Origin of the sequence: Acinetobacter sp. S4400-12 (genome assembly GCF_024129495.1) — a bacterium.
Classification (GTDB): Bacteria; Pseudomonadota; Gammaproteobacteria; order Pseudomonadales; family Moraxellaceae; genus Acinetobacter; species Acinetobacter lwoffii_C.
On sequence record NZ_JAMXYB010000022.1, the window covers coordinates 24,935 to 41,557 of the forward strand.

Below are 16,623 nucleotides of genomic sequence, written 5' to 3' on the forward strand. Positions count from 1 at the left end.
CATCTTGGCTTTGCATTTCACACGCAGATGTTGCGCATCTTTTTCAGGCCGTACTAAATAGCGCACAGCATTAGCCATTTTTTCTACTTCACTAGAATTATTTCTGTGGATTCGACCAACACCTAAAATACCCAATTCCGTGTATTCTTGGATCTGCTCAGGATCATGACAGTTAAAAAAGTATCTTAACTTGCCTGTGATGAAATCGATTGTAAGCAGTTTGCAAAGGGCAGAGCTCTTGAGGAATATCATGCCATGTCGCACCCGTACATAGCTTCCATAAAATAGCTTCTATGATATTTTTACTGTTTTTTTGAGCAGTAATAACCATGTAATCTTATAGTATCTTGAATTTGCTACTAAATATTATCGGCAAGAAGAGTACGGGCAATTGAAAAATATAGAAATGAAAAGAGCTTAAAGGAGAATTTATGGCACCCACGGAATAAGATTAACTTTCAATACGATATTGGAAGGTATTTTTAACATTCGACACACTGGTCGGTTTGCCATCGACGAGACGAGGCTGATATTTAAAAGTGAGAGCAGCCTGAATCGAAGGTCGTACAAACATCGGATGGCAGTCGCCTTGTGCCTTTGGATTTTCTACCCGTCCTTTTTCGTTCACGCTATACACCACCGTACAATCCCCCTCTAGCTGACGATCCAAAGCTTGTTCAGGATAAGCTGGTGCTATTTTTGTAACAGGTTGATAATTTTTAACATCAAATGATTCAGGATGAGTTTGTGCTTTAGGTTCTACTGATTTCTGGGTCTTCGTCTGAGTTGGTATATCCGCTTGAGACTGCGTATCTACTGTTTTCTGAGATTCCGCTACTGCCGTTTGCTTTTCCGTCACGACTTGCTGTGTCGGTTTAGACGCTGTAGGTACAATTTTGTTGCTCTGTGACTCTACAAACTTCTTGGTGGTTTTCGGTTGGACTTCAGTAGGTTTCTCAAGCTGTTTCTTGACAGGCTCATGTAAGGGTTTTTCTTCGACTATCGGCTCAGGCTTTTTAGGTTCAGGTTGTTGTTTGGCTGGAGGGGGTATTTGCACAAATTGTAATTGAATGGTTTTCGGCTTGGGTTCCGCCAATGTTTCATGCATCTCAACCGTACATAACCATGCAATTAGCGCAATATGCAATCCAGCCGTGACCGAAAGTGCTAGGCCTTGATCACGGATCCTAATTTTGGAAACGGTTGTCATCATGATTGTGGTTCCTCTGTCACTAGCCCCAAGTTCGTTACCCCACTTTTTTGCAAGGATGCTATGGCCTGTGCAACCAGTTGATAATCAGCATCCTGATCGGCACGTACATAAAACTGTAAGCTTTTATCTTTTTGAATAATCGGAACGAGCTTTTGTTGCATAGTGGCTAAATCAATGGCCTGATCCGTAACTTTCTCGGTATTCACTTCTGATCCAATATTCCAGTAATACTGGCCATTGGCTTGAATAGATAAGGTTACAATACGCTGCTGTTGTGACGCGGGCATGACATTGGCATCCACTTTAGGCAAATCAATTTGAATGCCTTGCGTCAACATTGGTGCAGTCACCATAAAAATTACCAACAACACCAACATGACATCAATATAAGGAACCACATTCATTTCAGCATTGGGTTTTAATTTTTGAGGACGCTTAATCATGGTTCTTGCTCCTTAACGCGAAGTGCGCTCAGTGTGCCCCAACAAACGATAAATACGCGTTTGCAACTCATTGGCAAAACCGTAATAACGACTGGAAAGCTTGTCAGCACGTGCCGAAAAGCGGTTATACGCCACGACCGCAGGAATAGCGGCAAATAAACCAATAGCTGTCGCAATCAGCGCTTCTGCAATCCCTGGTGCAACTGTATTGAGGGTTGCCTGTTCAACGGCAGACAGTCCAATAAACGCATTCATAATGCCCCAGACCGTTCCAAATAAGCCTATATAAGGGCTGACTGAACCGACTGTTGCGAGAAAGGTTAGATTCTGCTGAAGCTTTTCTTCTTCTTCACTAATACTACTGAGTAAACGACGTTCTACCCCATCAATCACATCACTTGTGGTGAGTTGCTCATCTTTGATCAATTGATGGTATTCATCCACCCCATGTTGAAAAATGCTGACAACGCCTTTTTGTTGTTCAGGCTGTTGGTAATCTTGCTGTAAAAGATTGAGATCTTTTTGCTGTCTAAAATTCTTTAAAAAACGGTTCCAAAGCTGCTCTTGTCCACGAAGTAACATGCCGTGACGCACGATTAAATACCAACTTACGACTGAGGATAAAACCAAAATCAACATCACTACTTTTACCAACACACTGGCATGGCTAATCAACATCCAAACTGACATTTGATCCATCGTTGCTTGCATAACGCACTCCAATTTTTTTACTGCATGGTGCAGTACATATATATTTTTAAAATGGGCTGTGATTCTTTAGCAGCCCATGTACTCACTCAGGTACTAAAGTACTAAAGAGTTATTTAGTCCAAATGCAGCGCTTGGGCGATTTTTTCCCAAGGCACATATTTAAAGTTCTGATTGGTTTCAGGCATACGTTTACGTCCATCTTGCACCACCAACATGCCTCGCTTCCATTTGCCACCAAAATTTAGGGAACTCACATCTAGTCCATCTGTTTCAGACACAGCGTCAATGCCTTTGTCGGTATTGATGCCGATACGAAATGCGCCAAGAACCGTGTAAGGTGCAGCAGCATCAAGCACCACAAAGCTGTCATTGCCTTGGCTTGAAACCACCAAATAACTTTGGTTTTTGCCGTGATAAAGTCCCATCCCCTCAATGTCATCATGCATCACCTCTCCTACACCTATCACCTGCTGCATAGGAAGCTGAGTTTTTGGGTTGAGATCTTTTACCCACACCGCGACATCTTCTTCACCCAAGAAAATACGCCCTGTGGCATCGTCTACGATACAGCCTTCAGGTTGAGTTTTCACTGAAAAACGTTGTACTTCTTCAGCCCGTAATTTTTGCTGTGCAGCCGTGATGTGGTATTGAACAAAAGTCCCATTTTTATCGTTGGGAATGGCATAAATTTCCCCTTGAGCGTCGCGGTACATGCAAATGCCATAAATATCATCCAATGTGGTTGTTAACTCGCCAAGCACAGAAACCTTGCCCGTTTTGGGTTGAATCGCAAAGAGATGCAGGCTGTTATGATCTCGGTTCGATGCCACCGCCAAATCGACTGTCTGATTGCCCCATTTAAAACCGTGGCGTACATCGACATTATTCAATCGCCCTACTGGCAAGTACTGCACAGTTTTGCCCTGTAAGTCGTTAACCTGTAGACCACCTTGTTTATCTGTCGCTAAAATACGGGACTGACTCGGCTGTGCAGCGTTATGCCAAATCGCAGGATCATCAGCCGCATCACCTGTACTTGGCACGACCTCCGTCTGCACTTCTGCTGGAATAGTGATGATATTTTGGGCTTTGGTCTGGGTCTGAGTTTCCCATTCCACATCTGTCACTTTCACGGTTTTATCATCTAAAATCAGCAAGGATTTATCTGTTAAATTACCTTGAACACTCAAAGTCTCTGCTTCTTTCACCGTATCTAGTTGTAAAGGCGGCTGTGCTTTCCATTGCTTATCTTGCTTTTGATAACGATAAAGCAAAGGTTTTTCCGCATCGAGTACAGCGACATGATCATCTACAATCGCAATTGCAGAAGGTGAACCTTGAATCGAACCAAAGGGTTGCACGAGATCCACCGCCTGACGCACCATGTCTGCTTCGGAATGAGCTGGATATGCCCAAACGCCAACATTCGCTTCATTAATAAACAGCTCTGCTGTGGCATCATTCACTTTGCATACACTACTAGCAGGTGGAAAACTGAGACGGCGTACCAACTGTGGTTGACTCAAAGCCTTCTCATGCTGAGCCACCAACCATTGTTCACCAAGCCCCTCTTCGCCTACTAAAAAAGCAAAACTCAGCCCTTGAGCATCGGTATATAAGCAAACATCTTCAGACTTAAATGAACGCTTTGGAATAAAGCTGGGTTTGTCCCATGCTTTATTTTTTAAGTTCATGCTCATCAGTTGAATTTGCTGTTGTTGCAAATTTGACGCAGCAATCAATAAACGCTCCGAACCAATCCGATAATCAAAACGCCCAAACTGACCTTGAATTTGATGTAGTACATTTTGTTGATCATCTAAGATTTGTAGCCCTTTGTTTTTACTGCTCAACAGTGCGGCAACTTCAGGCCATGCACTCAAGCTTAACCATTGCACATCCTCAGTTTTTGCCCCATTCATGTCGACTTCACGTAATTGCAACTTCGCTGTTATAGGCTGATCTATTGGTATTTCAGCCGAGCTTAACGACTGGCTATTTTGCGGAGCTTGGGGCACGCTGTGCTGACTGCATGCGCTCAATAACAGCAAGCAACTGCTTAAAGCAGACAATTTAAAAGATGAAAATTTCATAGAGACACTCAAAATTGGGCAAGGAAACTCAGGTCTGCTTTTACTGAGCAAACCTGAGAACTAAATTTAATTCGACTTAAAAATGGGTGTAGGTCAGTGCAAGTTTGTATGCTGGGCCATATTCTTCATATTGAGCGTTATAAGCCTTAGAGCCTGCATAGTTGTAATAAGTTTCATCGGTGATGTTTTGCACATCAAACGTCAATTGTAAGTTTTTAGATAAATTCACATGACTACTGAAATCAAGGAAGATTTGGTCATCGGTATAAATGTCTTTTTCTGGCGTGTCGATATCACCTAATGCATACAAATAGTTCGATTTATAATTTGCTGAAAGTCGTACACCAAAGCGCTCATTTTCCCAACCAATCATGGCATTACCGACCACATCCGACTGGTTTGGTAAATGAATACGACGGCTCAGAAGTTCGCCATCTTTCATCGAATCAATATCCGCCTCTGACTTACTAAAGGTGGTATTTAAACCCAACAAGAACCCGTTCCATGGTGCTCCTAGATGGTCAAACTTTTGTGAGTAGGCAAACTCCATCCCGTACAGTTTTGCTTCATTACCATTTTTATAGGTTATAGCTTCATCAAAGTCAGCCCATTGCCCTGTTCCTGCAATATTGGTGTTATAAATAAAGTTATCGATATCTTTATAAAATGCGTAGAAACCCACCATACTGGCTTTGCCAAAATACTTTTCCACCCCCAAATCAAAGTTAGAAGATTCTAAAGGCTTTAACATTGGGTTACCAAACTCAGCTTCATCGCCATCGATATAAACACTTGGTGCACTTTGCGCAAAGTTTGGACGTACCACACTATTGGTCCAAGCGGCACGGAGGTAAGCGTTATCGGCCAATTGATAACGTAAATGTAGGCTTGGCAACCAATGATCATAGTCATTTTTATATTTAGTCGCAGTGATCACATCATCGTTGAACTCAAAACCACGTGCTTCAAAGTTGGTATTTTCATAACGTAAGCCTGCAATCACACGCAGTTGATCCAAATCAACGGTATTCATGACATAAGCCGCTTGTATGTCTTCATTCGACTTAAAGTCATTAATGATTGAACCGTCAGCAACCACATAATCATTTGGATTTAATCCACTGATTTTATCTTTAATAGCGTTTTTATTAATGGTTGGACCAAACTGACCCAGTTCATAATGGCTGTTTGAATTGAAATCTGAACTTGACGTACTGAGATCTTCATATTTCCATTCATCGGTATTGTTGGTTTTTTCACGTTGACTGATTTTTCCGCCGAACTTCAATGCAGCAGCATAATTCCCCAGCATATAGTCTTTCAAAAAGTCTAATTTACCGTTGTATTCTTTATCGGTGGTTTTAGATTTTTCCCACGACACCGAATCTAACTCATAGTTGGCCGCATCATAAAAATCTTGGTCTGCCGTAATTACAGGTTTTTGCGTACTATTAAATCCAACATTACTAAAATCACCTTGGTATTTTGCCCCCGAAATTCCCCCTGGATTTTCCTCCGATGCTTCGCTATAACCGAGCTGACCTTCCACCGTCCACGTGCCAAAACCTTGCTTACCACCGAGGACAAAAGACTGTATTTCTTGTGTTTCTTCACGGCTCTTCAGTGAACGAGTCACTTCTGCATCACCACGCTGGCCTGCAAGTTGTGGATCAGAAAATTCAGCCGCCACTTCCTGACGTGATTCAGTGTCTTTAAAGCGACTATATAAAGTTCTTAAATAGTATTCGCCTCTGTCATTCGGACGGTAATCAAAGTTTAAACCCGCACCAATGCGCTCACGCTCGATGTCATATTGACGCATTGCGGTTTCTTCAAGTGCGTCACCATCCCAAGCCCCACCCGTTTCAACATTGTCCGAGCCAAATTTTCGGTTTTGATAACTCAGTGCCAGTGCCACCCCAAGGTTGTCTTGCCCCTCACCAACACTGAAACGATTACTGATAGCACCAGATGCTTTAGGGCTATATTTTTCCCGTTTTTCATCATAACCACCTTCAATCGTTCCCGTATAAAACAAACCGTCATGGTCAAAAGCCGATAAACTTTCAACCTGCACCGTACCACCTAATGAGTTGGCATCCATGTCTGGTGTCAGCGTTTTCACCACAGCCAATGACTGTACTAGCTCTGAAGGTAAGACATCCAATGCTACGCCACGGCGATCGCTTTCAGGCGCGGGAACCAAAGTACCATTGATGGTTACTGCATTTAAGTCAGCGCCTAAACCACGAACGGAAACAAAACGTCCTTCGCCTTGGTCACGCTCTGTAGATACACCTGGTATCCGTTGCAACGCTTCTGCGGCATTGTCATCGGGTAATTGTCCAATGCCATCGGCATGTACCACACTGCTGATTTGGTCGGCACGTTTTTGTTCTTTGAGTGCTTTATCCATACTTGCAGCTTGACCAATGACCTGTACATATTCCACCGTGTTATCTTCGGCATGTAGATGCGTCATGCTCAGCATTGACAGGACCAGTGTGCTGAGCTGAAAACCCGCACGCTTATGTTTCATGAAACGGCTCTGATTATTTTGCATTATGTTCTTCCCCTCAAGCCAAAGTGGCATGGTTTGAACGCACAATAGAAATTGAATGTGAACATGATGTGACAGTGCCTTTTACGATCTGTCCTTTTTATTTGTTTTTGGCCTTTTTCAGCAAAAAATGAGCTAATTTGATCTGTATAGAGAAAATACTGAGCATACAGAATGATGCATATTCACCTCAAAGATAGGGTTTTTCAGCATTTTTATTCTCAAAAATCAAAAATACCCTGATCTATTTTGACCCTAGCCATTGCCATCAAACTGTCATCTAAATCTGTTTAGCTTGGGCGAAAATAAATCATTTCAAAAAATGCTATGCCTAAATACTTTGCTTACTACCGCTGGCCTTTATTATGTGTAGCGACTGCCTGTAGCTTATCCCTTTGGTTGTTTATCTTACTTGGGCAGAGCAAGTCATTTGCTGAATGGAACTGGGTCGATATTTTAGGTGAAGGGGGAGCAACTGTTTTTATTGGTATTTGGATTTTCTTTATTATTAAAAGCCGTCCTTTGGGCCGTGTAACCAACTATATCTTTTATGGACTGTGTTTTATTTTTTTCCACATGTGGATGGACAGCTTAGATGAGTTTATTCGCCTGCCTAAAGAAATCATGTGGGATGCATGGCTTGAGTCCATTCCTTTTCCAATTGGACTGTATCTATTTACCATCGGGATTTATTTTTGGCATCAAGAAGAACAGGCAATTTCTAAACACATGCAAAAACGAGAACGTATTTATCGGGATCATCGCTTATTCGATGCACTCACCCCTTTGGCCGATGCTCATTATTTTAAAACACAGCTCAAAGCCGCAATCGAGCAAAACTTGCATGAACCCAGCGACATGTCCGTTATACTGCTAGATATGCATAATTTTAATCAGATTAATCAAACACATGGCTTTGATGAAGGCACATCTATTTTACAGCATGTTTCACAATTGATTAGCTTAAACTTACGACCACAAGACCTGCTCTGCCGCTTCGCAGGAGATCGTTTTATTATGTTGTTACCAGAGACTAAGCTACAACAGGCTGAAAAAATGGCTGCTCAACTTGAACGCATGCTTATGGTCAGTGCTTATTATCAACGTGATCTGTCTGTGCACATTCCTCTAAAAGCACTCACGACCTGCTGCGCTGTCGGACAATACCAAACTGCCCAACAACTCTTGAGTGCCTTAAATCAGCAATTGCTCCAAGTGAAGCAGTACTACTCACCGAAGCGAGTCATGGTATGAGCTTTGAATGCGACTACAGCTACATTCCTGCGCATCATCAATTGTCTATTTTAATTGATTTGGCAGCGAGTCATGAAGTCGAACATCACGTCCTGCTCAGTGGCAGCAGTATTTTCTTAGAAGATATCTTTTCGGGGCAAAAACTAATTAGTCAACAACAGTTACAACAGGTTTTAAAAAATGCTGAACAGTGTTTTCGCAATCAGGACATCAGTTTTTTATTTGGTCAACGCAGCCTAACCACCCCCTTTAATGACGCCATTAAATCCATGCTTTATGCATCGACCTTCGATGAGGCACTTAGCCGTTATTTAACATTTTCCGCGTCCGTTTCACCTTGGTTATGCCCTCGACTCATGTACAGTCAAAGCCATATTCATATTTATTGGTTAGATGAAAACAAGCTTGAAAATCGCTTTTTAATCGAAAGCGCAATGAGTGCAGTACAAGCGTTTAGCCGTCAACTGTACCAAGCCAAATTAGCGTGGAAATTCGAGTTTAATTTTTCTGAACCGGATTATATTGAACAATATTGGACACATTTAGGCAGTGCTTTAGAGTTTAATCGCCCGATCAACATGATGAGCCTACCTCGCGATTTGATTTATGAAAAACTTCCCAATGCCTCTTCGACCTTAGCTTCAATCAGTTATCAATATGCGCTGAAAGAAATGACAGCTCAAAATATTCAACAGAGTTTTTTGCTCAGTTTGCACCAATATTTAATGCAGAATATTCAAAATAATATTCAACTTGAACAAACCGCTGACTATTTTCAAATGAGTTCTGCCACCTTAAAACGTAAACTGAAAAAGCATCAGACCCATTTTCAGGCGCAACTCGATCAAAGTCGTTTGCATACTGCCATAATTTTATATCGTGTACATGGTTTTAAAACTGAACAGATTTCTCAGTATTTACAAATTAACGATGCCACTAATTTTCGACGTGCGTTTAAGCGGTGGAGTGGTTTAACCGTACAAGCGGCACAGTCCTAAGCGCTTATTTTTCCCAAAAAAATCACGGGTATTTCTATTGTAACGTCGAAATTAAAAGTCAAAAACTCATCGGCTAATCACTAAAGTCCGCATAGTCACGTTCGCTGTATTTTTCTGTTTGTGTCCAAGGTATAGCAACATGTTGGCCAATTTTGCGCACGGTAAAGGTTTTGGCATAGCCTGAGGTCGGTTTGAGCAATTCGTATTTTTGAACCAGTTGATCCTGTTCACTCCATATAATATTCAACGTTTGCCCAGCACTGCGTATTTGATAATGCGCTAACTTCGGATCACGTTGAATCAATTGTGCTCGCTTTAAAATGTCAGGATGAATCAAACTATATTCACAGCGCCAACAGTTTTTCATCCCTAGCATTTCTTGATCGACATCCTGCAATTGCACCCGCATTTTTTCATCTGGCAAAATATAAAAACGCTGAAACGGACTTTCTACGTTTGCTTGCCCGACTACATCTTTGCGCTGCATCCACTGAATTGCACTGTCAAAACTCACATGCTCATGGGTGTCTGTTTTGGCAGACACATGAGCGTTGCTATGTGTCTGGGCTTCGTCAGCATGCGTTTGTGTGTTTAAACGTTCAATCCAAATATTTTGCTCATCTCGAATTATTTTCTCACTGTATTTTTGAATGGTCGTGACCCCATTGGCATCCAATCGTTCTATCTGATAATCAATACGATATTCATCGGCCGACCATACCCATGGACTGAGCAAACTGAAAGACAATGCTAAGAATTTCATTTTGAATTTGAACGGCCGTATAAATCTTGTATCCATTAGAATCCAAACGCCTTTTTCAATTGCTCAAATACCCATGTATTTTCTTGTGTGCCTTTGAATAGATTTGAATTCTTTCCTTCAGCAAACAGCATCACATCTCCGCCGCCATGTGTTTCGCTTTTCGTCAGTTGTACCCCGACTTCTTGTTTATAGTCGTCAGCAAAGGCTTGCTCGTTGCTAATACTGTCACGAATATCTAAACGTTTACCCGTACCATTTCCAAAAACAAGCGTCGTTCCTGTTGCCCCATTTACATCGCGGTATGGATTATGTACTTGGCCATCAGCCAGCACTTTGCTGTAAGCATTTTGCTCTTTTGCAATATTATAGTCATAGCTCAGCCCCAAAATACCTGGATTAGTTTCCGTCGTTTGACCCGTTCGTGCGGCATAACCATTAAAGGTCATCACATGGTCATGGTCTGCCGTCACTACAATCAAGGTATTGCTCAAATCCACTTTATCCAGTGCAGTTTGAATTGCATCATTAAATGCCTTGGTTTCCTGCAATGCCCGTTTGGCATTATTGGCATGTAGCGCATGGTCAATACGCCCACCCTCAACCATCAAGAAATAGCCTTGTCCATGACTCTGTGCTTGCAGTGCATCAATCGCTTTACTGGTCATCGCCGCCAGACTCGGTTCAGTCTCTATATTCTTCTTGAGTCGGTCCAAATCAAAATTTAAATGTGACTGTGTGGAGAATATGCCGAAAATTTTCTGAGTATTGACCGTCTGTGCCAAATCACTTTGGCTTAAAACGATTTGATAACCCTGCTGTTTAAACTCTGCCAATAAATCACGACCATCCAAGCGCCCTTTGGGGTTAGAGACTGCATCATAAGGCGTCCAATGATTTAAGCCGCCTCCCATAAGGACATTAATACCATCCAATAAGTTTGGATTATAAGCTTTACCTTTTGGAACAGCTTGAAGCGCGATATCGTATTGCGCATCACGGTGACAGATATGTGCATAGGTTGCCGCAGGTGTGGCATGGGTGAGTTCGGTCGTCGTCACTACGCCAACCGCTTTACCCTGCTTTTTTGCCAGTTCTAAAATACTTAACGCAGGCATCCCTGCGACCATACTACTGCCCTGTTCTGGACAACGGTTGATGGCTTTCGCTAAGCTTTTGCCATTCGGCAATTTTCCTTCTTCAGGTTCGACCGCAACCGTTCCTGTTGTCATGGCAATCACTTCATTTTTATTTTTCTGCCCAGTCATATAGGCACCCATAGAGGGAGCGCTATCTGTGGTTTGACCATCCTCAGAATAGGTTTTAATCCTTGCTGCGTGCTTCATGCTGTCCATGGCCAGTTTGCCATTTTCCCCCACAGCATAAATACGACTTGCCGTCACTGTGGTTGGTCCCATGCCATCGCCTAAAAAGAATATAACGCTTTTCGTCGGTGTAACTGTGGTGTCCGCAGCATACAAAGCACTTGAAGAAATCGACGCTGTAAGCAGAAGCATCATGTATGGGATGGTTTTTAAAGTATGTTTCATGTGATATCCCTCTGCTATAAGCCTGTGATCTTACGAATGAGGTGATTGACCTCAATATTTTCAAGGCTACCTGAGAACTGATCGGCTCCCTGACCAATCGCACCTAAAAACACATCTGCACCGCCATGCGTTTCTTTATCTTTATAGCCCGTTTGAATCACAGCTTCTTGTTGGAAATCATCCGCAGCAGTGCCCGTACACCAACCCGTTTCAGCCAAAGGATAGGTGAAACTATATTTTTCACCTTGTGGTGCCTTTGGCCCTTGTACAGGATGACAGACATCAGTGTCTTTTAAGTTCAGTACCAAGTCATCCATACGGTTTTGAGTGGGGCGTTTTTTGCCCGTACCAAAACCGATAATCGGATAAGGTTGACCATGAATATCTTGAGCAAAGCCCGCTTGATCATAGTTTTTTACCAATCCAAGCACACTGGTTTCCTTACCTTCGACGTATTTTCCTGTACGCTTGGCATAACCATTTAAAACCAAGGTGTGATCATGGTCGGCTGTGATTACAATCAGTGTATTTTTAAGTTCAGGATCACTTTGTTTAAGCTTTTGAATGGTTGCTTCTAAAGCATCATTTAAGGCAATCGTGTCTTGTAAAGCACGTTTGGCATTGGTGTCATGCAGCGCATGATCTATACGCCCGCCCTCCACCATCAGGAAAAAACCTTTTTTATTTTGCGTCAGGATGTCTAAAGCAGACAGCGTCATTTGCTTGAGACTCGGCTCTGCCAAGTTTTTCTTGGTGCGATCCAAGTCGTAATTTAAATGGCTGTGATTAAATAAACCCAATAATTTTTCATTTTTCGCCAGTTGCACTTGGGACAGTTGGTTTTCATCAAAAACCACGCGGTAGCCTGCCTTTTGCATCTCGGTAATTAGATTGCGCCCATCAGTACGTTCTCCACCTGCATCTTTAGGCAAAAATTGACGCTTACCTCCACCTAAAACCACATCGACTCCATCTTTGAGTTTGAGGTTATAGCGTTGATAATCATCGCCTTTTGAGCTCGGGACCAACTGTGATGCAATGTCATTTTCAGCATCACGGTGGCATATATGCGCATAAGTCGATGCTGGTGTGGCATGCGTGATCCGCGTTGTGGTCACAACCCCTGTCCCCCAGCCCTTTGCTTTGGCTAATTCAAGTAAAGTCTGTGTGTTTTGCTTATTTTTGTTTTGTGGGTTACTAACGCACTGGTTATTCCCTACTGAGTCAGGTTCAACCGCAATCGTCCCTGTCTGCATCGAGATCACCTCGTTTTTCATCTTCACACCGGTCATGTACGCGCCCATCGAAGGTGCGCTGTCCGTGACTTGCGCATCTTCAGAAAAGGTACGAACAAAAGCAGACTCAGGCAGCCGATCAATCGCCAACTGACCATCTTCACCAACAGCATAAATACGTGAAGCGGTAAGCGTGGTGATGCCCATACCATCACCCAAAAAAAAGACCACACGTTTCGGTTGTTGGACTTTTTCTTGTTGGAGCTGTTGCTCTGTATTGGCTTGTTGATTTCGCGTTATCGTAGTAGTTTGACAAGCGGTAAGCAATAAGGCGCTGAAACTTATACATACCACGCTGATTGTTTTTAATTGGAATTTTTCAAGAGAACCGAGCATGGCATCAACCCATCTAAAGATGGCTGAACCATACGCCGCAGATATTTAAATAAGATGACATTTAACTACTTTTTCATTTACTTGCTAAAAATAACCCGAAACCTATTTAAGCCAAGGATTCCATTACTCGAATGTTTAGCTTATTTTGATAACATCATTAGTAAGCATATAAAGATGCATAAATTCCAGCTAAGTACACTTCAATGCTTCTCGCTTTACTGAGGACTAAATTATATTACCCTTTTAATGAGCTGAATAAAGTCTCTATTTTATTACGATGCTTTAAATGATATTCATCATATATGGAGATTAAAACAGATTTCATATTCTTTCTGTTATATGCAATTAAATCAGTGCTTTATAATTTTATCTGCTTGGATGATAATCCTCCCATAAATAACTCAGCGGACGCTTACTTCTCAAAAGACTGATAAATCTGAGTTCTACGCTACTGTCGATATTAATTCTGAAGATATCCAAGACAAGCTAGCCGAATGGCAGCATTACTATAACTGGATGAGACCACATTCAGCTTTGAAAGGTAAAACACCGATGGAAAGGTACTTTGAATTATGTGAAGAAACCCCTTTCTCTGATGAGGTCCAGAAGCAATACAACCCATCAAATGAACGGATTCAACACGCCAATTACAAGATGGATTTAGAGATCGCTAAATTGAAACGATCTCTATGAATCACACATATTATTTCTACATCTCAACTATGATTCATCTATTAGTTTATTAATCCAACTTGGCTTTTTAGCTCTCAAAAATGTCTGAAAATCCTCTTCACCCAACGATTCTTTTAATTTGTTAATCATTTTCACATCAACAACCTTAGGGCCAAGAAAATAAAGTGCTGATACAGCCCAACCAACTCTCTCATGAGGATATTGAAAAACGTCGAGACAACGTGTTTTTATTAATCTCACAGTACAATCAAAAAATAAAAACTCTCGTGAATTTCTATTAGTATAAAAAACCTCTATTTGTGGAACTTGGGTACTTAAACCTAAATAATTTGCTGATATCCCTCCATGTTCTTGAAACATCTCCCCAGTACGCCTTGATAAGACTTTTAAAGTATTCTGTATATCTGGAGTGAGAATCCTATTTGGAATCATTCTATTCTTTTTGGTCTTGTAATAGACCTTCGGAAAAAGAATGAGGGAATCACCATTTTTTATATAATCTCTCAAAATCCATTGCAGCTTTTTATCATTTACATGGACACTAAAATCTAAAGCACTAAATACTTTACCTTCCTCAATTTTTTTATATTCATCAATTACAATTTTATCTTTGGAAAACTTCACAAAAGATACCCTTCTAAACACCAATTAGTTTAATGTAGCTTGTATAAAACCATTTTCTTGTAAAGACCAAGCTCTAATTGTATCGCCATTACTACCATTACCAACAATTACAGCTAAAGGGTTCGGCAACGAGCTAATATTCTTTCGTGAAAATTCACGAAAGCTTTTTATATCTTGCGGGGACAAATTAGGGGTTAACTCAGCATGGGTATGCCAGTATCCTACCAAAACTAACCCTTGATTTTGATACTCAATAGCCTCCTGCTTACACCTATTGGCATCTAGTTCCAACCATGTTGGACCAGAAAGGTCAGCATTATGTGGAGGTGTAGCTACTGCAAGCCATAAACCATCCGACATACTTGTATCAATAAATAACTGCCCGCCTTTCTCATCTTCTTTTAATTTTTGTTGATGAGAAAAGAATATGTCTACCACCTCTGTGGACACTTTTAATTCAACATCAAGCGTTTTCCATCGCCATTCCCAAGCTAGATCATAGCTCACTAGTACACTGCTCCTTTGGCCACTCTCTGGAAATGACAATTTGCTTACAACCTTCAGGTACATTCGGTCCAACGTACATACCATTCAATTCACGTATCTTTTCAATATCACCTATACTAGTAACCCATGTCTCAGATTCTACTTTTCCAGTAAGTACATCAAATACCGATTGAGCTGTTATTGCCGCTATTGTATTAATTCCAATAGGACCACCAGGGATAAACGCTTCTCCACAACCAGGAAGTGGGATGACCCCATTATCCTTCCATTCTGAATGTTGGTGTAAAAAGTTTCCATGCTCATCGAATAAGTAGCGTCCATCAGCAATACTATTTGGTCTAGTTATCAGCACATGCCCTATAATTGCATGAGGCTCAGCCCAAGCTTGGATTAAAGCCCACTTAGGTTGCCTAACTTCATGCAATAACCATATAAACTCTTCTGAATTCCAATCAGCAGTTGTAATTACCACCACATCCATTTCATCAAGCATGCTAATATTCTTAATACATTCATACTGAATATATTGTGGAATTGATGTAATAGTGATATGAGACAAATCTTTTTGGATTCGCTCTTTTAATGCTTGGGTTTTATATTTACCTAAATCATCTACCCCTAAAATATGTCTTCCTAAATTTGCACTTTCAAATCTATCAGGATCAACAATGGTGATGTTAGTAATACCTGCCCTCACTAGATGCATAATGACTGAACTACCTAAAGAACCTGCACCAATTACTGCTATTTTTTTATTTGCTATATCATTATTTGATAGTTCTATGTTTCTTGAATGGATTACATTTTTTGCTAGCAAATGAACTGGACTATGTTCCAAACTCGACAATGTTACATCGTTATTCTGTTGCTTACGTAATCGACGTCCAGCTCGTTTACCATAAACTTGATGGCTATCACTTTTGATACCTTTGTGTTTAAGAGTTATCGCTTGAATAATGGGTGGCTCAGTATCCGGGAGTTCTAATAGTAACCATCTAATAGGATAACTATTGTTTCTTTTATCCCATTCTAATAACCTCTGAAAATCTACTGAAGATATATGATTTTCAATCCATTCAAAGACTTTGTTGGAATTAGGAATTTCAACAGTTGGATAAGAATTTAAGCGAATAAAATATGCAACTGGTGCTAAAACTGATACTTTCTCTACCCTGTTTAATATTTTAGAAAGATGCTTTTCTATCATTGGTTGCTGCGATGCTAACCATACAACTTGATGACGTTTTATTCCTCCCCTTTGATCAGTGAGTCCAAAAAGCTCACCATTAGTTGAGGGATGTTCCAAAACAACAAGCTGATGGTTATTAAAATTTAATTGCAATCTCCAATAAGAACTTATTTCCCTATAAAATTCCTCGTTTCTATTACTTTCATTAGACCTCTTTCATAAATCATTTTTTACTCAGTTCCAAATTATAGATTGCCGCAATTAAATTGAATCTTAATCCCAGTCTTTTGCCTCGATTGCGATATTGCTCAGCAAGAATTTTGAAGGTTTTTAAGCGACCAAATACATGCTCAATTGCTATTCTTCTTTTGTTGATTTCCTGATTATAGATTTTTAG

The 16,623-nt window shown here is 41.0% G+C and carries 15 protein-coding genes and 2 pseudogenes; 3 read left to right on the forward strand and 14 right to left on the reverse strand.

Annotated features, from left to right (window positions below; translation table 11 throughout):
- Positions 1 to 172: 172 nt before the first annotated feature.
- The 6 genes from NI461_RS14310 to NI461_RS09715 all read right to left on the reverse strand — a co-directional run bounded on the left by NI461_RS14310 (position 173) and on the right by NI461_RS09715 (position 7,023).
- Complete coding sequence (locus NI461_RS14310) at positions 173 to 331, reverse strand: transposase (RefSeq protein WP_163168538.1); 159 nt, start codon at positions 329 to 331, stop codon at positions 173 to 175.
- A 120-nt stretch (positions 332 to 451) separates the two neighbouring features.
- Positions 452 to 1,213, reverse strand: coding sequence for an energy transducer TonB (locus NI461_RS09695; protein ID WP_253150961.1), 762 nt, complete (start codon positions 1,211 to 1,213; stop codon positions 452 to 454).
- Positions 1,210 to 1,656, reverse strand: a complete 447-nt coding sequence (gene tolR / locus NI461_RS09700) for a protein TolR (protein ID WP_086208627.1) — start codon at positions 1,654 to 1,656, stop codon at positions 1,210 to 1,212. Before tolR ends, NI461_RS09695 begins: the two co-directional genes overlap by 4 nt.
- Before the next feature lie 12 nt (positions 1,657 to 1,668).
- Complete coding sequence (gene tolQ / locus NI461_RS09705) at positions 1,669 to 2,367, reverse strand: protein TolQ (protein WP_049590884.1); 699 nt, start codon at positions 2,365 to 2,367, stop codon at positions 1,669 to 1,671.
- Positions 2,368 to 2,480: 113 nt separating this feature from the next.
- The gene (locus tag NI461_RS09710) at positions 2,481 to 4,460 is read right to left on the reverse strand and encodes a phytase (RefSeq protein ID WP_253157169.1); all 1,980 of its coding nucleotides are present in this window, start codon (positions 4,458 to 4,460) and stop codon (positions 2,481 to 2,483) included.
- Positions 4,461 to 4,536: 76 nt separating this feature from the next.
- Positions 4,537 to 7,023: a TonB-dependent receptor gene (locus tag NI461_RS09715; protein ID WP_253157170.1), complete on the reverse strand. Its 2,487-nt coding sequence runs from the start codon at positions 7,021 to 7,023 to the stop codon at positions 4,537 to 4,539.
- Positions 7,024 to 7,347: 324 nt separating this feature from the next.
- Here NI461_RS09715 and NI461_RS09720 point away from each other — a divergent pair, with 324 nt between their 5' ends.
- Positions 7,348 to 8,274, forward strand: a complete 927-nt coding sequence (locus tag NI461_RS09720) for a diguanylate cyclase (protein ID WP_163141003.1) — start codon at positions 7,348 to 7,350, stop codon at positions 8,272 to 8,274.
- A complete protein-coding gene (locus NI461_RS09725) occupies positions 8,271 to 9,272 on the forward strand; it encodes an AraC family transcriptional regulator ligand-binding domain-containing protein (protein ID WP_005399817.1) in 1,002 nt (333 codons plus the stop codon). Before NI461_RS09720 ends, NI461_RS09725 begins: the two co-directional genes overlap by 4 nt.
- A gap of 73 nt (positions 9,273 to 9,345) precedes the next feature.
- Here the strand turns inward: NI461_RS09725 and NI461_RS09730 are convergent, their stop codons facing one another.
- From NI461_RS09730 to NI461_RS09745, 4 genes and pseudogenes are all read right to left on the reverse strand, one after another.
- On the reverse strand, positions 9,346 to 10,035 hold the full coding sequence (locus NI461_RS09730) for a hypothetical protein (protein ID WP_228276958.1): 690 nt from the start codon (positions 10,033 to 10,035) through the stop codon (positions 9,346 to 9,348).
- 35 nt (positions 10,036 to 10,070) lie between these two features.
- Entirely contained in the window at positions 10,071 to 11,582 is a 1,512-nt protein-coding gene (locus NI461_RS09735; RefSeq protein ID WP_253153351.1) for an alkaline phosphatase, read from the reverse strand.
- Between the two features lie 14 nt (positions 11,583 to 11,596).
- The gene (locus NI461_RS09740) at positions 11,597 to 13,213 is read right to left on the reverse strand and encodes an alkaline phosphatase (RefSeq protein WP_131273880.1); all 1,617 of its coding nucleotides are present in this window, start codon (positions 13,211 to 13,213) and stop codon (positions 11,597 to 11,599) included.
- A gap of 157 nt (positions 13,214 to 13,370) precedes the next feature.
- Positions 13,371 to 13,565: pseudogene (locus NI461_RS09745) on the reverse strand (IS982 family transposase); the annotation flags it as partial.
- Between the two features lie 65 nt (positions 13,566 to 13,630).
- On the opposite strand from NI461_RS09745, the pseudogene NI461_RS09750 reads away from it, so the two are divergent.
- A pseudogene (locus NI461_RS09750) lies at positions 13,631 to 13,906 on the forward strand (integrase core domain-containing protein); the annotation flags it as partial.
- A gap of 27 nt (positions 13,907 to 13,933) precedes the next feature.
- Here NI461_RS09750 and NI461_RS09755 read toward each other — a convergent pair.
- From NI461_RS09755 to NI461_RS09770, 4 genes are all read right to left on the reverse strand, one after another.
- A complete protein-coding gene (locus NI461_RS09755; protein ID WP_005234369.1) occupies positions 13,934 to 14,530 on the reverse strand; it encodes a DUF6088 family protein in 597 nt (198 codons plus the stop codon).
- Positions 14,531 to 14,554: 24 nt separating this feature from the next.
- Positions 14,555 to 15,037 (reverse strand): Mov34/MPN/PAD-1 family protein, encoded by a 483-nt coding sequence (locus NI461_RS09760; RefSeq protein ID WP_005234367.1) that lies wholly within the window; start codon positions 15,035 to 15,037, stop codon positions 14,555 to 14,557.
- The gene (locus NI461_RS09765; protein WP_253157171.1) at positions 15,027 to 16,379 is read right to left on the reverse strand and encodes a ThiF family adenylyltransferase; all 1,353 of its coding nucleotides are present in this window, start codon (positions 16,377 to 16,379) and stop codon (positions 15,027 to 15,029) included. The genes NI461_RS09760 and NI461_RS09765 overlap by 11 nt, the downstream gene beginning before the upstream one ends.
- Before the next feature lie 70 nt (positions 16,380 to 16,449).
- Positions 16,450 to 16,623, reverse strand: a 174-nt coding sequence (locus NI461_RS09770) for a transposase family protein (RefSeq protein ID WP_290443986.1), incomplete at its 5' end; no start/stop codon positions are given.